Annotated in this window: 19 protein-coding genes; 9 read left to right on the forward strand and 10 right to left on the reverse strand. The window is 74.6% G+C overall.

Translation table 11 applies throughout. From position 1 onward, the window contains the following. Positions 1-44: 44 nt before the first annotated feature. Entirely contained in the window at positions 45-494 is a 450-nt protein-coding gene (locus ACQPXG_RS29350) for an SRPBCC family protein (protein WP_433462358.1), read from the reverse strand. 31 nt (positions 495-525) lie between these two features. Further along, positions 526-1,098 carry a CGNR zinc finger domain-containing protein gene (locus ACQPXG_RS29355; RefSeq protein ID WP_433462359.1) on the reverse strand — a complete coding sequence of 191 codons (573 nt, stop codon included), beginning with the start codon at positions 1,096-1,098 and terminating at the stop codon, positions 526-528. A gap of 70 nt (positions 1,099-1,168) precedes the next feature. On the opposite strand from ACQPXG_RS29355, the gene ACQPXG_RS29360 reads away from it, so the two are divergent. Beyond that, positions 1,169-1,969 (forward strand): class I SAM-dependent methyltransferase, encoded by an 801-nt coding sequence (locus ACQPXG_RS29360; RefSeq protein WP_433462360.1) that lies wholly within the window; start codon positions 1,169-1,171, stop codon positions 1,967-1,969. Here the strand turns inward: ACQPXG_RS29360 and ACQPXG_RS29365 are convergent. After that, positions 1,966-2,391 (reverse strand): PPOX class F420-dependent oxidoreductase, encoded by a 426-nt coding sequence (locus tag ACQPXG_RS29365; protein ID WP_433462361.1) that lies wholly within the window; start codon positions 2,389-2,391, stop codon positions 1,966-1,968. The genes ACQPXG_RS29360 and ACQPXG_RS29365 overlap by 4 nt on opposite strands. 89 nt (positions 2,392-2,480) lie before the next feature. Beyond that, positions 2,481-3,158 (reverse strand): hypothetical protein, encoded by a 678-nt coding sequence (locus tag ACQPXG_RS29370; RefSeq protein WP_433462362.1) that lies wholly within the window; start codon positions 3,156-3,158, stop codon positions 2,481-2,483. A 318-nt stretch (positions 3,159-3,476) separates the two neighbouring features. On the opposite strand from ACQPXG_RS29370, the gene ACQPXG_RS29375 reads away from it, so the two are divergent. From ACQPXG_RS29375 to ACQPXG_RS29385, 3 genes are all read left to right on the forward strand, one after another. Beyond that, positions 3,477-4,073 carry a sigma-70 family RNA polymerase sigma factor gene (locus tag ACQPXG_RS29375; protein ID WP_433462363.1) on the forward strand — a complete coding sequence of 199 codons (597 nt, stop codon included), beginning with the start codon at positions 3,477-3,479 and terminating at the stop codon, positions 4,071-4,073. Continuing rightward, the gene (locus ACQPXG_RS29380; protein WP_433462364.1) at positions 4,070-4,792 is read left to right on the forward strand and encodes an anti-sigma factor family protein; all 723 of its coding nucleotides are present in this window, start codon (positions 4,070-4,072) and stop codon (positions 4,790-4,792) included. The genes ACQPXG_RS29375 and ACQPXG_RS29380 overlap by 4 nt, the downstream gene beginning before the upstream one ends. Positions 4,793-4,874: 82 nt before the next feature. Then, on the forward strand, positions 4,875-5,627 hold the full coding sequence (locus tag ACQPXG_RS29385) for a hypothetical protein (protein ID WP_433462365.1): 753 nt from the start codon (positions 4,875-4,877) through the stop codon (positions 5,625-5,627). On the opposite strand, the gene ACQPXG_RS29390 is transcribed toward ACQPXG_RS29385, so the two are convergent. Both ACQPXG_RS29390 and ACQPXG_RS29395 read right to left on the reverse strand, forming a co-directional pair. Then, a complete protein-coding gene (locus ACQPXG_RS29390) occupies positions 5,624-6,418 on the reverse strand; it encodes an ABC transporter permease (RefSeq protein WP_433462366.1) in 795 nt (264 codons plus the stop codon). The two genes, ACQPXG_RS29385 and ACQPXG_RS29390, sit on opposite strands and share 4 nt — an antisense overlap. Next, positions 6,415-7,410 carry an ATP-binding cassette domain-containing protein gene (locus ACQPXG_RS29395; RefSeq protein WP_433462367.1) on the reverse strand — a complete coding sequence of 332 codons (996 nt, stop codon included), beginning with the start codon at positions 7,408-7,410 and terminating at the stop codon, positions 6,415-6,417. Before ACQPXG_RS29395 ends, ACQPXG_RS29390 begins: the two co-directional genes overlap by 4 nt. Before the next feature lie 53 nt (positions 7,411-7,463). Here ACQPXG_RS29395 and ACQPXG_RS29400 point away from each other — a divergent pair, with 53 nt between their 5' ends. Further along, entirely contained in the window at positions 7,464-8,213 is a 750-nt protein-coding gene (locus ACQPXG_RS29400) for a TetR/AcrR family transcriptional regulator (RefSeq protein ID WP_433462368.1), read from the forward strand. On the opposite strand, the gene hrpB is transcribed toward ACQPXG_RS29400, so the two are convergent. Continuing rightward, the gene (hrpB, locus tag ACQPXG_RS29405; protein WP_433462369.1) at positions 8,200-10,692 is read right to left on the reverse strand and encodes an ATP-dependent helicase HrpB; all 2,493 of its coding nucleotides are present in this window, start codon (positions 10,690-10,692) and stop codon (positions 8,200-8,202) included. The two genes, ACQPXG_RS29400 and hrpB, sit on opposite strands and share 14 nt — an antisense overlap. A gap of 287 nt (positions 10,693-10,979) precedes the next feature. Here hrpB and ACQPXG_RS29410 point away from each other — a divergent pair, with 287 nt between their 5' ends. Beyond that, on the forward strand, positions 10,980-11,744 hold the full coding sequence (locus ACQPXG_RS29410) for a nuclease-related domain-containing protein (protein WP_433462370.1): 765 nt from the start codon (positions 10,980-10,982) through the stop codon (positions 11,742-11,744). 143 nt (positions 11,745-11,887) lie between these two features. Here ACQPXG_RS29410 and ACQPXG_RS29415 read toward each other — a convergent pair whose 3' ends face one another. Together ACQPXG_RS29415 and ACQPXG_RS29420 are read right to left on the reverse strand one after the other, a co-directional pair. Beyond that, positions 11,888-12,343, reverse strand: a complete 456-nt coding sequence (locus tag ACQPXG_RS29415; protein ID WP_433470070.1) for a hypothetical protein — start codon at positions 12,341-12,343, stop codon at positions 11,888-11,890. Positions 12,344-12,524: 181 nt separating this feature from the next. Then, positions 12,525-12,890, reverse strand: coding sequence for a hypothetical protein (locus tag ACQPXG_RS29420; protein ID WP_433462371.1), 366 nt, complete (start codon positions 12,888-12,890; stop codon positions 12,525-12,527). A 74-nt stretch (positions 12,891-12,964) separates the two neighbouring features. Here ACQPXG_RS29420 and ACQPXG_RS29425 point away from each other — a divergent pair, with 74 nt between their 5' ends. Beyond that, positions 12,965-13,696 carry a histidine phosphatase family protein gene (locus ACQPXG_RS29425; RefSeq protein ID WP_433462372.1) on the forward strand — a complete coding sequence of 244 codons (732 nt, stop codon included), beginning with the start codon at positions 12,965-12,967 and terminating at the stop codon, positions 13,694-13,696. Here ACQPXG_RS29425 and ACQPXG_RS29430 read toward each other — a convergent pair. Then, the gene (locus ACQPXG_RS29430; RefSeq protein ID WP_433462373.1) at positions 13,680-15,140 is read right to left on the reverse strand and encodes a GAF domain-containing protein; all 1,461 of its coding nucleotides are present in this window, start codon (positions 15,138-15,140) and stop codon (positions 13,680-13,682) included. The two genes, ACQPXG_RS29425 and ACQPXG_RS29430, sit on opposite strands and share 17 nt — an antisense overlap. A gap of 533 nt (positions 15,141-15,673) precedes the next feature. Here ACQPXG_RS29430 and ACQPXG_RS29435 point away from each other — a divergent pair. Together ACQPXG_RS29435 and ACQPXG_RS29440 are read left to right on the forward strand one after the other, a co-directional pair. Beyond that, a complete protein-coding gene (locus ACQPXG_RS29435) occupies positions 15,674-16,243 on the forward strand; it encodes a hypothetical protein (protein WP_433462374.1) in 570 nt (189 codons plus the stop codon). Positions 16,244-16,296: 53 nt separating this feature from the next. After that, complete coding sequence (locus ACQPXG_RS29440) at positions 16,297-17,367, forward strand: threonine aldolase family protein (protein ID WP_433462375.1); 1,071 nt, start codon at positions 16,297-16,299, stop codon at positions 17,365-17,367. Positions 17,368-17,392: the final 25 nt, after the last annotated feature.

Below are 17,392 nucleotides of genomic sequence, written 5' to 3' on the forward strand. Positions count from 1 at the left end.
GTCGCGCGGTCTCCGGCTTTTGCTCTGCCTGTCCGGGGACGGTGTCAGATGTCCCCGGCCAGGCGGGCGGGGCAGTTCTCGGGGCAGTGCTCGGCGTGCGCGGGCAGCCATTTGGCGAACGCCTTCAGCATGAGCCGCAGCCCGGACCCGACCAGCGCGCCGGTGCCGGGGATCAGCGGTTCGAACGAGGCCTCCCAGCGGATGAGCGTGCCGGAGTCGCGGGCCTCCAGGTGGACGTCGGAGCGGTAGCGGCGGACGGGCAGCCCCGACAGCGCGATGTAGCCGAAGCGCGTGTGCGGCTCGTAGGCGACGGTCTGCTCGCTCGCGGGCCAGATCTTCTTGACCGCCCCGACCCCGTAGGCGGTCGTGTCGCCCTTGCGCGTCTGCCGGGCCGGCGTCGGGAACCTGCCCCAGGCGCCCCAAGCCTCGGGGACGGCCAGATGCCGGAACAGGGTCTCGGGCGAGGCGGTGGTGGTGGCGGTCACCTGAATCATCGCCACACGCTACACCGAGCGGGATTCGGTGTCAGGACACCTTGGCGCGGGAGCGGAACGCGGCGGCCTTGACGCGGTTCTGGCAGGCGGTGGAGCAGAACCGGCGGGTGCCGTTGCGCGAGGTGTCGACGTAGACGCGGTCGCAGTGCGGCGCGGTGCAGACGCCGAGGCGGTCGCGCATCTCGCCGCCGAGGACGACGGCGAGGCCGGTGGCGCAGGACGCGCCCCAGTCGGCGGTGATGGTGCCGCCCTCGCCGTGGAAGTGCAGGTGCCACGGCTCGCCGTCGTGGCGTTCCAGCCGGGGCCTGGCCCGGGTCTCGGTCAGCAGCCGGTTGAGCTGCCCGGCGGCGGTGTCGCGGTCGCCGGCGGCCACGGAGTCGAACACGACGCGCAGGTCGCGCGCGACGGCCGTCAGTTCCGCCGCCTCGTCCGCGGTGAGGCTCGTGCGCCTGCTCATGCCCTTGAGGACCTCCAGGGCCGCGGGGACGAGCGCGTCCCCGCCGGGCAGTGTGAACGGGCGGCCGCGGGCCTCCCCCTCGGTCAGCCCGTTGACCAGCTTCACGGCGGACGCCACCACGCCATCGGTGTGACTGTTGAAGTTCACTTGACCAGTTACGTCCTTCCGGTTTAGCGTGTCACTGGCCAAAGGCTACATGACAGTCACAGGAGGGGTCATGACGCTGCTCGACCAGCAGACCGCCGGCACCTGGATCGCACGCTGGGACGCCCAGCAGGAGGGCTACGTGCCCGACCGCGAGGAGCGCTTCACCGCGATGATCGACGCGGTCGGCGCGGCCGCGCGGCGCCCCGACCCGCTGGTGCTGGACCTCGGCTGCGGGCCCGGCTCGCTCGCCGGCCGGATCCTCGACCGGATCCCCGGGGCCACCGTCGTCGCCGTCGACGCCGACCCGCTGCTGCTGTCGCTCGGCCGCGCCGTGCACGCCGGCCGCGACGGCATCGTCTTCACCACGCTGGACCTGCGCGAGCCCGGCTGGGCCGCCCGGCTGCGGCTGCCCCGGCAGGCCGACGCCGCCGTCAGCACCACCGCGCTGCACTGGATCTCCCCCGCCGACCTGCGCGTCGTCTACGCCGAACTGGCCACCGTGCTGCGCCCCGGCGGGCTGCTCCTCAACGGCGACGACCTGCACGTGGACGACGTCACGCCCGGTCTGGACGGGCTCGCCGGCGAACTGCGCGAGCGGGAGAAGGCCCGCCGGCTCGCCGGGAGGCCGCGCCCGGAGAACTGGGAGCAGTGGTGGGAGGCGATCGGCACCGACCCCGCGTTCGCCGACCTGCACGCCCAGAGCACCGACGAGGTGACCGGGCACCACGGCTCGCCGTCGCGGCTGCTGTCCGCCCACACCGAGGCGCTGCACGCCGCCGGCTTCACCGAGGTCGGGACGCTGTGGCAGCACGGCGGCAACCGCCTCCTGGCCGCCCTCCTGCCCGCCGGCGGGGCCGGCCGGCGCGACTAGCGCGCCTGGCCGTAGAGGCGCTCGACGTGCAGGCGGACGACGAGGCGGCCGTCCTCGACCATGACGCGGCGGTACTCGTCCCAGTCGGGGTGCTCGCCACGGATGTCGCGGTACACCTCGACGAGCTCCTCGACGGCGGCGTCACCGGGGTCCGCGGCGACCTCCGACAGCTCGGCGTCGCCCTCGGCGACCGCCCACGACCATCCGTCGGGTGAGCTGACGTGCAGGCTGGCCCGCGGATCGCGGGCCAGGTTGCGCGCCTTGGCGCGGTCCGCGGTGATCGAGATCCGGACGAGCCGGCGGCCCTCGTCGAAGTGGTAGTTGATGTTGGACAGCTGGGGGCGCCCGTCCCGCCTGAGGGTGGCGAGCACCCCGAGGTCACGTTCCTTCAGCAGCTTCACCAGCGCCGCGTCGTCCGCCATCGTCCGCCTCCGTCGACAGGTCCTCTTTCCAGGCGACAACCCCGTTCCGCGCCGATCGCTTCCCGCGGCTCCCCGACGGGCCCGCGGGGTCAGCGGACGGCGAGGGCCGGGAAGTCGAGGACGCGGGCGTGCGGGGCGGAGGCGGCACCCGGTCCGCCCCGCTCGCCCTCCGCGCCCTCACGGGGCGTGCGGCCGGTGAGGATGTGGCCGCGGAAGGTCGTGCCCTTCGCGACGATCTTGACGGCGTGGAAGTCCCGCGGCGGCAGCGCGCAGAACCCGGTGCGCACGACGTCGTCGAACAGCGAGTCCGACACGACGTAGGCCAGGTCGCGGCCGGCGTCGTCGATCAGCAGGCGGCGCAGCGGCGTCGCGTCCAGCAGCCGCTGGACGACGATGGGCGCGTCACCGGCGGGCCCGAACGGGCCGGCCGTCAGCGTGCCGTGGTGCAGCGCGAGCCGCACCCGCAGCCGGAAGCGGCCGGCGTCGCGGTTGACCTCGCGCAGCGCCTCGTCGAGGAGGATCACGAAGTCGCCGGCGACCGGCGCCGGGTCGACGCCCTCCGGCAGCGTGGCGAGTTCCCCGTCCCCGCCGACCTGCTTGTCCCAGCCGGCCCGGTCGAGGCCGACGCCGCGCGCGGCGCGGTCAAGCGCGTCCGACAGCCGCCGCTGCGCGAGGAGCTGCTCGCGCGTGTCGCGCTTGCTGTACCCCTGGATGTCCACCGCCACCAGCAGGCGGTAGCTGAGATGTGCTTCCCCGTTCCCTTTCACTAGCCCGATCCCGCCCCTCGGTCTCTGTGGGCAAATGGGCCCGATGCCCGCATTCGCTCCAAGTCATGGAGTGAGCGTCGCCCTGCGAATCCCGTGCGGCCGGATCCTGTCGTGCCGTACGGACCTGAGACGCGGCTCGGGGATCATCCGCGCCAGCAGGTAAGGAAAAGGTGACGAACAAGTAAGGGACCTTTCGGAAAATCCGCAGCGAAACGGGCTCAGTTGAACCGGGAGACACGGGGGTCCCGTACTGCCTCCCAACGTGACACCCACGGTCACCGCGTCGTCCCGCCCCCTCGCACCCGCCCGGAGACCCCGATGGCCCACAGATCACCGGCCGCCTCGGCCACCCGCGAACGCCCTCCCGGACCGTGGAGCTGGTTCCGCGGGCCGCAGCCCGCCGGCGGCGTCGACGACCAGGTGATCGTGACCGAGCTCTACCGCGTGTACGGCCGTCCGCTGCTGTCGTTCGTCCTGCGCCTCACCGGCGGCGACCGGCACTGGGCCGAGGACGTCGTGCAGGAGACGATGATCCGCGCGTGGCGCAGCGCCCACCAGCTGGACGAGAACGCGACCTCCCTCCTGCCCTGGCTGGCGACGGTCGCCCGCCGGATCGTCATCGACGACCAGCGCCGCAAGAACGCACGGCCGCAGGAGGCGGGCGAGGGCCCGCTGGAGAACATGCGCGTTCCCGACGGGTTGGAGGATCTTCTGCGCTCCGTCGTCGTGTCCGAGGCCCTCCTCGCGCTGTCCCCCGCCCACCGGGAGATCCTCAACGAGACCTTCTTCCGGGACCGCTCGGTGAACGAGGCCGCCAAGCATCTCGGCATCCCCGTGGGCACCGTGAAGTCCCGGGTCTACTACGCGCTCCGGGCGCTGCGCGTCGCCCTGGAGGAGAGGGGCGTGACGCCATGAGAGCGCCGGACATGCCGCACGTCGACGTCGGCGCCTACGCCCTCGGCCTGCTGGAGGAGCCCGACCGCCGCGCGTTCGAGGCGCACCTGTCGACGTGCTTCTCCTGCCACGAGGAGCTGGGCGCGCTCCGCGGGCTCGCGCAGACGCTGGACGGCATCGGCCCGATCGCCGACCCGGCGGAGGCGATGCCGGCGCCGCCGGAACCGGCGCTGGTCACCGACCTGATGCGGCACCGGATCCGGCGCCGCCGGCGCTACCGGGCCGCGCGGGCGCTGACCGCGGCCGCCGCCGGGGTCGTGCTGCTCGGCGGCGCGGCCGGCACCGGGTTCACGCTGGGCGCCGACCGCGACCCGGCCAGGTCCCAGCAGGACGGGACGGCCGCACTGATGCGCGAGGGGCAGCGGATGTCGGCGGCCGACGCGGGCACCGGCATCACCGGGACGGTCGCGATGCAGCAGAAGGCGTGGGGCAGCCGGATCGGGCTGCAGCTCAGCAAGGTCCGCGGGCCGCTGGAGTGCGAGTTGGTCGCGGTCGACAAGCGGGGCGACGCGCACACCGTCGTCGGCTGGTCCGTCCCCGCCAAGGGCTACGGCCTGCCGGGCTCGGAGCAGCCGGCGCTGGCGCTGCAGGGCGGGACGGCGCTGCGGCCGCAGGAGATCAGCCGGTTCGAGGTCCGGACGATCGGCGCGGGCCGCACCCTGCTGACCGTCCCCGCCTAGGACCCGCGGCGCGTCCTCGCGCGGTCCGGCCGCACCGGCCGCGCGGGACGCGCCGCTCCTCCGCGTCTCGTAGGCTGGCGCCGTGAGTGCGACCCGGCCGTCCGCGGGCCCCGAGCTGATGCTGCCGGGGCTCCGCGAGGTGTACGCGGCCTACGTCCGGGAGGCGGGAGCGCTGGCCGCGCTGCCCGGCCCGCTGCAGGCGGAGGTGTGGACGTCCGCGCAGCTCGGCGGTCTGGAGGCGGCGGCCCCGCACGCGCAGGGGCGGCGCGCCGCGCTCGGCGACCTGATCGGCTGCCTGCGGGCGGCGGCCACGCCCGGCGCCCGTGCCTTCCTGCGGGCGCTGGCCGCGATCGGGCCGCCCGAGGGGCGCCGGGCGGCCGGACGCGCGGCGGACGGGCTCGGCGACGTCCCGGCGGCGCCGTGGGAGGGGTCGCTCGGACGGGTCGTCCCCGGCCAGGCGTGGCTGATCCAGGAGGGCCCGCTGGACGGCGACCGGCTGGTCTGCGAGTTCCGCTACGAGGACGCCGGCACCGCCGGGATGCACGCGCTGGCCGTGCGCCTGTCCCACGCCGGCGCCCTCGCCGAGGTCGTGATCGTCGGGGACGTCCCGGCGCTGATGACGGCGGCGCGGCAGGCGATGCAGGCCGAACTGTGCGTCGTCCAGCCGTACGAGGCGGCGGCCGCGGGGGCGAGGCTCCGCGCCGGACTGACCGAGGCGGTTCCCGGGGGACGTGGGGGGTCGTCCCCCCACATGGGACACGGCGCGGAACCCTTGCCCGAGGAGTGCTATCCGGCGCTGGCACTGGCGCGCCACCGGGCGTCCCTGCTGCCCTAGCGGCCGAGGGCCCGGTACCGGCGGACCGACAGCGGGACGAACACCGCCGCGATCACCAGCGGCCACGCGACCGCCATCGGGACGCTGTGCTGCGCCGTCCATGATCCGCCCGTGACGGGCTCGCCGAACAGGTCCCGGCACGCCGTCACCGTCGCCGACATGGGATTCCACTCGGCGACGGCCGCCAGCCAGCCCGGCATGGTGCTGGGCGCGATCAGGGCGCTGGACAGGAACCCGATCGGCCACACCAGGATCTGGATCGTCGCGACCGACTCGGGCCCCTTGGCGATCAGGCCGAGGTAGATGCCGAGCCACACCAGCGAGAAGCGCAGGAGCAGCAGCAGCCCGAGCCCGGCCAGGGCCCGGGCGGCGCCGTCGTGGACGCGCCAGCCGATCAGCACGCCGCAGGCCGCCATCACCGCCAGCGCCACGACCGAGTGCAGCATGTCGGCGGTGGCCCGCCCCACCACGACGGCCGACGGGGACATCGGCATCGAGCGGAACCGGTCCGTGACGCCCTTGGCGGCGTCGCTCGCGACCGCGGCGAACGTCGTCTCGACGCCGAACGCCATCGTCAGGGCGAACATGCCGGGGACGATGAACGCCCGGTAGTTCCCGCCGCCAGGGACGTCCATCTGGCCGCCGAACAGGTAGCCCATCATCAGCACGACCATTACCGGGAACAGCAGCCCGACGGCGACCTCGCCGGGCCGCCGCGCCCAGTGGGCGAGGGCCCTGCCGGTCAGAGTCCGCCCGTCCGCGACGGCCCACCGCATCGTCCGGACGCTCATGCGCGCACCTCCTTCTCCTCGGTGAGGTGCAGGAACACCTCGTCCAATGTGGGCCGGCGAAGACCGATGTCCGCCACGGCGAGCCCCGCGTCGTCCAGGGCCCGGACGGCCTCGGTCAGCGCGGCGGCCCGCCCGGACACCGGCGCCCCGATGCACAGGGTCTCGGTGTCGACGTCCACCTCGCCGTTCGCGACCTTGGCGACGATCTCGGTGGCGGCGGTGAGCGACGCGGGATCGTCCAGGACGACCTCGATGCGGTCGCCGCCGAGCCGCGCCTTGAGCGCGTCGGGGGCGCCCTCGGCGATGACGCGGCCGTGGTCGATCACCGAGATGCCGGACGCCAGCCGGTCGGCCTCCTCCAGGTACTGGGTGGTGAGCAGCACGGTGGTGCCGCCGTCCACCAGGGCGCGGATCGCGTCCCACACCTCGTTGCGGCTGCGCGGGTCCAGGCCGGTGGTCGGCTCGTCCAGGAACAGCACCGGCGGCGCGAGGATCATGGACGCGGCCAGGTCGAGCCGGCGCCGCATGCCGCCGGAGTACCGCCCGGCGGGCCTGGCGGCGGCGTCGGTCAGCCGGAACCGCTCCAGCAGCTCGTCGGCCCGCCGCCGCGCCCGCTTCGCCCCGAGGTGGTGGAGGCGGCCGAACATGACGAGGTTCTGCCGCCCGCCGAGCACCTCGTCGACCGCCGCGTGCTGCCCGACGAGCCCGATCGCGCGCCGCACCTCCACCGCGTCGCGGACCACGTCGTGCCCGGCGACGCGGGCGGTGCCGCCGTCCGGCCGGGCGAGCGTGGTCAGGATCCGGACGGCGGTGGTCTTGCCGGCGCCGTTCGGGCCGAGCAGCCCGTGCACGGTCCCGGCGGGGACGCGCAGGTCGAGCCCGGCGAGGGCCTCGGTGTCGCCGTAGCGCTTGCGCAGCCCTTCGGCGGCGATCGCGAACCGTGGTTCCGTCACCCGTCCTCCCAAACTATGTACGCAGTACGGATTTACCATCGCGGCCAATATAACGTACGTAGTACAGAGTTTCATCCTGAGAGGATCGGCCGGTGACCGAGTACAGCGGGGCGGGCGACCCGAGGCGCAGCCTGGAACTCCTGTGGGGCGTCCAGAACCGCCCGAGACGCGGGCCGAAGCCGCGGCTGACCGCGGAGGAGATCGTCCGGGCCGCGATCGAGCTGGCCGACACCGAGGGCCTGGACGCCCTGTCCATGCGGCGCATCGCCGACGAGCTGGGCGTGTCGCCGATGTCGATCTACACCTACGTGCCCGGCAAGGCCGAGCTGATCGACGTCATGGTCGACCGCGCGTTCGGCGAGCTGACCCCGCCCGAGGACGACACGTGGCGGGCCCGCCTGGAACACATCGCGCGCGACAACTGGGCACTGTTCCACCGCCACCCGTGGCTGCTGCGCGTGGCCCTGGTCCGCCCTCCGATGGGCCCGAACGTGATCGGCAAGTACGAGTACGAGCTGCGCGCCGTGGACGGCCTCGGCCTCACCGACCTGGAGATGGACTCGGTGGTCGCGCTCGTCACCGGATTCGCCGAGAGCGCCGCGCGCGTCTCGGTCAACGCCGCCGAGGCCGGGCGCCGCAGCGGCATGAGCGACGCGGAGTGGTGGCAGGCGGCCGCCCCGTTCCTCGACACGTTCATCGACGAGGCCGACTATCCGCTCGGCACCCGCGTCGGCACCGCCGCCGGACGGGAGTACGACGCCGCCGTCGCCCCGGGCCGCGCCTTCGAGTTCGGCCTCGCCCGCGTCCTGGACGGCATCGACGCGCTGATCAGCTCCCGCTAGCCCGCTTGGTCCGCTTCGTCGGGACGGCCTGCGCGGGGTCCTCGGGCCACGGGTGCTTCGGGTACCGCCCGCGCAGTTCGGCCCGCACCGCCCGGTAGCCCTCGCGCCAGAACGAGGCCAGGTCCGCGGTGACCGCCGCCGGGCGTCCCGCCGGCGACAGCAGGTGCACGACCAGCGGCACCCGCCCGCCCGCGAGCCGCGGCGCCGCGTCCCAGCCGAACAGCTCCTGCAGCTTCACCGCGAGGACGGGCCGCTCCCCCGCGTAGTCCACCCGGATCCGCGACCCGGACGGCACCTCGACCCGCTCGGGCGCGTACTCGTCCAGCCGCTTGGCCTGCTCCCAGGGCAGCAGCCCCCGCAGCATCCCCGCCACATCGACCCGCCGGAGATCGGCCCGCCCGCGCGCCCCCGCCAGCCACTCCGGGGCCCGTTCCAGCAGCGCCGCGTCATCGACGGCGGGCCAGGGATCGCCGAGCGCCTCCCGGAGGAAGGCGAGCCGCTCGCGCAGCGCGACGGCGCCCGGCGTCCAGGTGAGCAACCCGAGCCCTTCGGCCCGCACCCCGTCCAGAAGCGCGGCCCGCACGAGCTCCGGGCCCGGCTCCCGCAGCGGCCTGGAGCCCAGTTCGATCGCGCCGAGCCGCTCGACGCGCCGCGCGACCACGTCCCCGTCCCGCCACACGACCTCCTCGGTCGTCCCGATCAGCGGCGCCGCCGCGAACCGCGCCGCGTCCTCGTCGATCACCACGGCCTGCCGCACCCGCGCCGACGCCGACCCGGCCGGACGGTCCGCCGCCGCCACCGCGAGCCATTCGGCCCGGCCCGCGGCCAGCGCCGACCCGCCGGTGAGCTCGGCCCCCGTCCCGGACGCCATCAGATACCCGCCGCCCCGCCTGCACGCCACCCTCTCCGGAAACGCCAGCGCCACCACGACCCCCGCCGCGTGGTCGTCGGATCGCGCGGCGGGGGTACCGGCCCGGGTGGTGAGGGAGTTGCGGAGGCGGGTGGTCTCGTCGCGCCAGCGGGCCGCGTGGGGGTCGGCGGGGCGGGCCTGGCGGCGGAGGGCGCGCCAGGTGGCGGTCAGGTCGTCGCCCGCGGAGCGGGGCGGCGGCTCGGAGAGGAGGGCGACGATCTGGGACGCGTCGCGGGCGCCCACCTGGGGGGCGCCGTCGATCAGGGCGCGGGCCAGCCGGGGGTGGAGGCCGACGCGGGCGAGGCGGCGGCCTCGGTCGGTGACGTGGCCGTCCACGACGGCGCCGAGGGCGTGCAGGACCTCGCGGGCGGCGTCCATCGCGGCGGCCGGGGGCGGGTCGGGGAGGGTGAGGCCGGTCGCGTCCGGGTCGCCCCAGCAGGCCGCGTGGAGCGCGAAGCCGGTCAGGTCGGCCAGTTCGATCTCGGGGCGGGGACGGGCCGGGAGGCGGTCGTGCTCCGCCTGCGTCCAGCAACGGTAGACGGTGCCGGGGGCCTCCCGCCCGGCGCGTCCGGCGCGCTGTCCGGCGGTGGCGCGGGATGCGCGGACGGTGGTGAGGGAGCCGAGCCCGCGGGCGTGGTCGGTGCGCGGCTCGCGGGCGAGGCCGGAGTCCACGACCACCCGGACGCCGGGCACGGTGAGACTCGACTCGGCCACCGAGGTGGCGAGGACGATCCGGCGGCGCGCCGCGGGGGCGAGCACCTCGTCCTGGACCGGCCGGGGCGCCTGGCCGTGAATCTGCAGGACGTCGGCGGGAGCGTCCTTGAGCAGGCCGGCGACGCGGGCGATCTCGCCGACCCCGGGCAGGAAGCACAGGACGTCGCCGTCGCGTTCGGCCAGGGCGCGGCCGGCGGTGGCGGCGACGTGCGCGAGGAACGCCGGGTCGACGCGCATGCCGTGGGGCGGCGGCAGGGGTCGCGGTGGCGGCGCCCAGATCGTCTCGACCGGGTGGAGCGCCGCCTCCGTCTCGACGACGGGCGCGTCGCCGAGGAGGCGCGCCCAGGGACCGGTGTCGGCGGTGGCGGACGCGGCCACCAGGCGCAGGTCGGGGCGGAGCGTCGCGCGGACGTCCAGGAGGAACGCAAGCGCGGTATCGGCGTCCAGGTGCCGCTCGTGGCATTCGTCCAGGATCACCGTGCCGACGCCGTCGAGTTCGGGCTCCGCTTGCAGCCGCTGGAGCACGACGCCCGTCGTGACGACGTCGACGTGGGAGCCCGGGCGGGACTCGCCGCGGACGGTGACGCCGACCCGGCCGCCGGCACGTTCACCGAGAAGCCAGGCCATGCGGCGCGCGGCGGCGCGGGCGGCGAGCCGGCGCGGTTCCAGGACGAGGACCTTGCCGGCGGCGGGCGGGCCGCCGAGGGCGAGCCCGGCGAGCGCGAGCGGGACGAGAGTGGTCTTCCCCGTGCCGGGTGGCGCCGCGAGCACCGCCGTGCCGGCGGTGTCCAGGGCCGCGCGCAGGGCGGGGACCGCGCGGCGGACGGGAAGGTTCTCGGCGGCGCTGAGGTGCATCGTCCCAGTGTGCCGCCCCGACCGGGCGGACCCGAAATCAATTGCGATGAAAAAGGCTCTGCCGGTTGCGGTGATAGTTGCACCGAGCCTTTCAGGCAATAGGCCGGGCCGTTCTTGATTATCCCCCGAATCAACCGGCTCAATCCAGGCGAACGGGCCGGTGAGCAATGACGTCAAGACCAAGAAGTAACGCGGGAGTTTGATTTAAGTCACCTCGCGAAGTGTAGCGGCAATGCCGCGGGTATCCACATAATGAGGACGTCATCGCAGGTGCTGGGAGGCTAGAGATGTTCGGCAGCTCCATCTACCTCAGGGACCGTCCCGCATTCACCGGAGGTTCACCGCAGGCGGTCCACGAGGAGCTCTGGCAACGCGGCCGTAAAGGGAGATTGCGGACACGCGCATTTCTGGCGGCGGCGACGCTCGTGTTGTGCGCACTGCTCGTCAACGCCGTTTTCGGAATCCTGATGGCGGTTCTGGTGGCGTCCGCCGACACGTTCGTCCATTGGCGCATTTACACCGCGTCGCGGGTGTGGCGGCTCGGGCTGCGGGGCGAGGAGCGCATGAACCGGTTCCTGCGCTACACGCTGGAGCGGCGCGGGCACCGCGTGCTGCACGCACGGACGGTCCCCGAGCACGGCCCGGCCGACCAGCTGGTGATCGGCCCGGGCGGCGTGTGGCTCGTCCACAACGAGGCGTGGGCCCCCGGCACGGAGATCTCCCAGCACGGCGGCAGGCTGTTCGTCGACGGCCGGACGCAGACCAAGCTCGTCGCCGGGCTGACCGCGCGGGCCGAGGCCGCCGCCGAGGCGATCTCCCGCGTCGCGGAGGTGCCGGTGACGGTGACGCCGGTCCTCGCCGTGCACGGCGGCAAGCTCGTCCGGACGCCGTTCGCCGCGGACGGCATCGTGTTCGCGCCGCCACTGAAGCTGATCCGCTGGATGCGCCGCAACCCGGCCGCGGACCGCTCCTCCGAGGAGGTCGAGGCGATCACCCGGGCCGCCGTGCACGCCCTCCCCATCGGCGGCCGCTCACTGTCCGCCGCGGCATGACGGAGCGGAGCGAGGGCATGCCGCGGCTCTTGCCGGGGGGCGTGGGGGGTCGCCCCCCACACCGGTACAGCATGACGGAGCGGAGCGAGGGCATGCCGCGGCTCTTTCCGAGCACGACCACCGGACACCTGTGGCCGGAGGGCTCACACGCCGCCGCTCACAGGGCGCCCACCGCCCGCGGGGGATCCGCCACCTCTGCGGGCGGTGCGGCGCAGCCACAGCAGGCCCACGACGGGCAGCACCAGCGGGATGAACCCGTAGCCGCGCCCGTACATGGACCAGACGGTCTCGTCGGGGAACGCCGCGGAGTCGGCGATGCTGAGCGTGCCCACGACCAGCACGCCGGCCAACTCGGTGGAGCAGGCGGCGACAGCGATCCGGAACGACGTCCGGCCGCCGCGGGCCAGCGCCACCGTCGCCAGGACGTAGACGGCCGCGGCGAACGCCGACAGCAGGTAGGCCACGGGCGCGTCGGAGAACTTGGTGGCGATCTGCACGCCGGCCCGCGCGCCGGCCGCGAGCGCGAAGATCGCGTAGACGGCGACCAGCAGCCGTCCCGGGCCGCCCGCGGTGCCGCCGGGACGGTTCCCGGAGCGCAGAGCCGACCCGGCCGGCTCTTCCCGGGGGGCGCGGGGAGTCGCCCCCCGCAGGAGACCGCGCCGGGTTCCGCCGCCCGTGCGGGCTTCGGCGCCGGCGCGGGCGCCGTCGCCCGCGCGGGCTCGCGGCCCGCCGTCCTCAGGGGTTCCGGGCCTGACCTGGTCGGGCCTGACGTGCTCGGGCTCAGCCACCGGTGCCGCTCCACAACTGGTTCATCCGCACGATCATGACGGCGACGGCGATACCGGCGACCACGATCACGCCGGGCCCCCACCGGGAGCGCTCCAGCAGCCCCCATCCGGCCCCGGCGACCGGGATCAGCAGCGATCCCAGCAGGTAGCCGACGAAGGTGGCGGGGCCGTCCGGCCCCTCGCCGCCGGAGAGCTTGACGAATCCGACGACGGCCTGCGCGATCAGCAGCGCCTCCAGGACGCCGAGCACGACGAGGTCGCCGACGCCCATCGCGCGGCCGCGCAGCGCCGTCACCAGGGCGTAGCCGGCGGCCAGCAGCGCCACCACGATGATCATGATGGCCAGGACGTTCGTCACGGCAAAAGAGTACTACCGCGTGTAGAGGACGGCGTCACCGCGACCGGGGGCCGCACCCCGCCGGGCATGGCAGCATGGCGGGCGTGAACGCGCTGCAGTGGCTGACCCTGACCCGGCACGGTGAGAGCACCGGGAACCTCGCCTTCCAGGCGGTGGACGGCACCGACGCCGAGGAGGCCGGCATCCCCGAACGGGACGCCGACGTCCCGCTGTCGGACACCGGCCGCGCCCAGGCCGCGACGCTCGGCCGCTGGCTCGCCGCGCTGCCGGACGATGAGCGCCCGACACTGGTCGTCTCCTCCCCCTACCTGCGCGCGTTCGACACCGCGCAGATCGCCCTCGCCCAGGTGGCCGACGCCTCCGAGATCCTGCCGGTCCGGGTGGACGAGCGGCTCCGCGACCGGGAACAGGGCATCCTGCAGGGCCTCACCGCCCGCGGCGTCCAGAACCGGTACCCGGGCGAGGCCGACCGCCTGCGGCGCCTCGGCAAGTTCTACTACCGGCCGCCCGGCGGCGAGTCATGGGCCGACCTGGCGCTGCGGCTGCGCAGCTTCTACCGCGACCTGCAGGCCGACGCACCCGGCGGCCGGGTCCTGGCCGTCGCGCACGACGCGATCGTCGTCATGACCCGCTACCTGGTCGAGGAGCTGACCGAGCGGGAGGTCATGGAGATCGAGAAGGAGCCCATCGGCAACGCCTCGGTCACCCGGTGGCGGCACGACGGGTCCGGCCTCGCGCCCGTCTGCTACAACGACTGCGCCCACCTCGCCGGCGTCGTGCGGCCGTCCCCTAAAGCTCGCCGCTGAGCAGCCGGGCGCTGCGCGAGGCGACGGCGGCGACCCGCGGGTCCCCCGCCGGCAGGACCGACCGCAGCCGCTCCAGCGCCTCCAGGTCGGCGCGTCCCGGCTCGGTCTGGACGTAGGTCCACAGCGTGTCGGCGCCGCCGTGGTCGAGCGCCAGTCGCCGGACCCGCACGGCCAGCTCGTCGCGCTCGGCACGGAGGGCGGGCGCGTCGGAACGCGGCAGCAGCTCGCCGCCGTACAGCCGCACGGCGCCGACGACGTCGCCGTCGTCCAGCATCCGCCGCACGGTGAGGAAGTCGGCCTCGACCGCGCAGCCGAGCCGGTACGGGCGGGCCCGGACGATGTCGCCGAGCTGGTGGCGGAGCCGGTGGATCTCGGGGCGGACGGTCGCCGGGCTGCCGTCGTCGCCGTACAGGTACAGCGAGAGCCGGTCGCCGCTCAGCCCGCACGGGTGCAGGGCCAGCAGCGCGAGGATCTCGGCGTGCCGCAGGGTCAGGTCGGACCGCCGCCCGTCCACATGCGCGTGCGGCTGCCCGTCGCCGAGGAGCGACAGCGTCAGCAGCGGCCCGTCACCGGCGGCGGGCCTCGCCGCCGCGTCGCGGGCGCCGCCGCGGGGAACGGCGCCCGCGTCGACCCGGCCGCGGGTGCCGGGCAGCCGCAGCAGGAACGCCTCGCCGAGCGGCTCGGCGACGGCGATGCGGCCGTCCGGCAGCGCGACCGTCCCGCCCGGCTCGGGGACGGGGACGCGCAGCCCGCGCAGCCCGTCCGCCGACGCCGCGAGGACGCGGCCGGTGGCGGTGACGAGGACGCCGCTGCCGCGCAGCCCCCGCAGATGCGGCAGCAGCCGCGCGCGGAGCCGCTCGTCCCGCGCCAGCATCTCGTTCTCCAGCCGCGACTCGGCCAGCCGGGCCGCGGCGGCGACGAGCGCGACGGTGGCCGGATGAAGCGCCTCCACGGTCGCGCTGACGTCGATACAGCCGACCACCCGCCCCGAGTCGGGGTCGGTGATCGGCGCGCCGGCGCACGACCAGCGGTGCAGGACATGAGCGACGTGCTCGGCGGCGTAGACGTACTCGGGACGGCCGGTCGCGAGCGCGGTGCCGATCCCGTTGGTCCCGACGGCGTCCTCCGACCAGCGGAATCCCTCGGTCAGCCCGATCGCGTCGGCGGCGCGCCGGGCGGCCGGCGGGCCCTGCGTCCACAGCGCGTTGCCCGTCTCGTCGGTGATCACCATCAGGTGCTCGGTCTCGTCGGCGACCCGCCGCAGCAGGTCCCGCAGCATCGGCAGGTGCCGTTCGAGGGGGTGCGCGGCGCGGGCGTCGGCGAGAACGTCCCGGTCGAACACCAGAGGCGCCGCGGCCACGCCCGCGTCGATCCCGGCATCCCGGGAACGCCGCCACGACTCGGTGATCGGCGGACGGACGGTCACCGGATCGTGCACCACCATCAGTCCCTTTCCCGGGAGCGAACCTCGGAGAGAACCTCGGCCCGTCTGAAGGATCGGCCCATCCGCGGGTGCGGCGCAACCGATTCCACAGATCCCGCCCGGCCGCATCCGGGCACGTTCCGTGATCGGACGATCGCAACGTGCATGCAACGTGCCGCGGCCTACCGTTACCGGCGCTGGGGAGCGGAAGGGCCATCCTGTGGATCCGCCGTCCCGCGCGCGTCCGGGGGGAATGCGTGCGGGACGGCGCCGCTCCCCGCGTTACGGGGAGGACGAAGAACGCATGCTCTGCCTGACCTGTCACCGTGTCCGCCCGGCTCTGAGCCCGGCGGACTACACCGCCGAACGCGCCTGGCTCATCGTCCGGCAGGGGCTGTGCACCTGCGCGCCACCGCCCGCGCGGACCCGCCCGGCACCGCGCCGCAAGCACGCCCGGTCCCCGGAAATAAACATCTGAGTTCACAAAATGTTCACGGTCGGTTCGCCTACAGTTTAAGGAGATTCCATCCGACCTGCCCCTTGGAGGGAGCGCCATGACCGTGATCCCGGGTCTCGTCCGCCGCGCCGCCGCCGAGGCGGAGCGCCATCTGCGCGAGGGCGTCGGCCTTCTCGTCAGAGTCGGGCGGGATCTGGAACGGTCGGCCGAGCTCGGCCGGGTGCTGCCCTCCTACATCGAGCGTGTCGCGATTCTAGAGCAGGCCGTCCGCGACCAGGACGCCGAGCTCCGCACGATCCGCACCGAGCTCGACTCGCTGGTCGTCCAGCTCAACGACAGGCTGCTGCCCCGCATCGACGAGCGCATGGACGACACGGAGCGTGACCTGGCCGCCGTCGCCACCAGCATGATCCGCACCGGCCGCGACACCGTCGGCAACCGCACCCGGCTGGAGGCCGCCGAGCGGCGCCTCGCCGAACTGCGCACCAAGATCGCCCAGCTGGAGCAGCGGACCGGGCTGTGGCGGGACCTGCAGTCCACCGTCGCCAGGTTCGGCGACGACCTCGACGCCATGCGCGCCCGGATCCCGCTGCGCGCCGCCGAGCCCCCGGCGTCCGCCGACGCCGCGCCCGCCCCGGTGCAGAACATCACCGACCGCCCCGCATAGCGGCCCGTCCCGCACGGAAAAGGGCATTGCCTGACGTCCTGGAGAATGGACGCATGACTCAGCCGTCCGACATCGGTCCGCCCACCGTGCCGCCCGCCGTGCGCGGTTTCGCCAGCGACAACCAGGCGAGCGTGCATCCGGAGATCCTCGCGGCACTGGCCGGGGTGAACGACGGGCATCAGCCCGCCTACGGCGACGACGTCGTCACCGGCCGGCTCCGCGAGGTCGTCCGGCGGCGTTTCGGCGACCGCGCCGAGGTGTTCCCCATGTTCAACGGGACGGGCGCGAACGTGGTGTCGCTGCAGGCGATGTCAGACCGGTGGAGCGCCGTGGTGTGCCCGGAGTCGGCGCACATCAACACCGACGAGTGCGGCGCGGCCGAGAAGATCGCCGGGCTGAAGCTCGTCACCGTGCCCACGCCGGACGGCAAGCTCACCCCCGCTCAGGTCGAGGAGCACGCCACGGGCTTCGGCAACATCCAGCGGCGGCAGCCCGCCGTCGTGTCGATCACCCAGAGCACCGAGCTCGGCACCGTCTACACCCCGGAGGAGACCGCGGCCGTCGCGGCGGCGGCGCACGAGCGCGGCCTGTCGGTCCACATGGACGGCGCCCGCATCGCCAACGCGGCCGCGTCCCTCGGCCTGCCGCTGCGCGCCCTCACCACCGACGCCGGCGTGGACGTGCTGTCGTTCGGCGGCACCAAGAACGGCCTGCTGCTCGGCGAGGCGATCGTCGTGCTGAACCCGGACGCGGTGAAGGGGCTCCCGTACCTGCGCAAGTCGAGCATGCAACTGGCCTCCAAGATGCGGTACGTGTCCGCGCAGCTCGTCGCGCTGCTGGACGGCGACCTGTGGCGGCGCAACGCCGCGCACGCCAACGCGATGGCCCGCCGCCTGGAGACCGCCGCCCGCGCCGTCCCCGGCGTCGAGATCACCCAGCCCGTGCAGGCGAACGCGGTGTTCGCGGTCGTCCCGAAGGACGTGGCGGAGCAGCTGCGCAAGCGGTTCTTCTTCTACGGCTGGTCCGAGGCGACCGGCGAGGTCCGCTGGGTCTGCTCGTTCGACACCACCGAGGACGACGTGGACGCGTTCGCCGCCGCGCTCGCCGAGGAGATGTCCGCCTGACCAGGGGCGCATCCCGATCATCGGG

It is taken from the genome of Spirillospora sp. CA-128828, from assembly GCF_050945415.1.
In the GTDB taxonomy this organism is placed as follows: Bacteria; Actinomycetota; Actinomycetes; order Streptosporangiales; family Streptosporangiaceae; genus Spirillospora.

Bases quoted from the DNA above. Each gene is read 5' to 3' on its own strand.
- ACQPXG_RS29350 (WP_433462358.1), bottom strand. From the start codon at position 494: ATGATTCAGGTGACCGCCACCACCACCGCCTCGCCCGAGACCCTGTTC.
- ACQPXG_RS29360 (WP_433462360.1), top strand. From the start codon at position 1,169: ATGACGCTGCTCGACCAGCAGACCGCCGGCACCTGGATCGCACGCTGG.
- ACQPXG_RS29365 (WP_433462361.1), bottom strand. From the start codon at position 2,391: ATGGCGGACGACGCGGCGCTGGTGAAGCTGCTGAAGGAACGTGACCTC.
- ACQPXG_RS29375 (WP_433462363.1), top strand. From the start codon at position 3,477: ATGGCCCACAGATCACCGGCCGCCTCGGCCACCCGCGAACGCCCTCCC.
- ACQPXG_RS29380 (WP_433462364.1), top strand. From the start codon at position 4,070: ATGAGAGCGCCGGACATGCCGCACGTCGACGTCGGCGCCTACGCCCTC.
- ACQPXG_RS29390 (WP_433462366.1), bottom strand. From the start codon at position 6,418: ATGAGCGTCCGGACGATGCGGTGGGCCGTCGCGGACGGGCGGACTCTG.
- ACQPXG_RS29395 (WP_433462367.1), bottom strand. From the start codon at position 7,410: ATGGTAAATCCGTACTGCGTACATAGTTTGGGAGGACGGGTGACGGAA.
- hrpB (WP_433462369.1), bottom strand. From the start codon at position 10,692: ATGCACCTCAGCGCCGCCGAGAACCTTCCCGTCCGCCGCGCGGTCCCC.
- ACQPXG_RS29410 (WP_433462370.1), top strand. From the start codon at position 10,980: ATGTTCGGCAGCTCCATCTACCTCAGGGACCGTCCCGCATTCACCGGA.
- ACQPXG_RS29425 (WP_433462372.1), top strand. From the start codon at position 12,965: ATGGCGGGCGTGAACGCGCTGCAGTGGCTGACCCTGACCCGGCACGGT.
- ACQPXG_RS29430 (WP_433462373.1), bottom strand. From the start codon at position 15,140: ATGGTGGTGCACGATCCGGTGACCGTCCGTCCGCCGATCACCGAGTCG.
- ACQPXG_RS29435 (WP_433462374.1), top strand. From the start codon at position 15,674: ATGACCGTGATCCCGGGTCTCGTCCGCCGCGCCGCCGCCGAGGCGGAG.
- ACQPXG_RS29440 (WP_433462375.1), top strand. From the start codon at position 16,297: ATGACTCAGCCGTCCGACATCGGTCCGCCCACCGTGCCGCCCGCCGTG.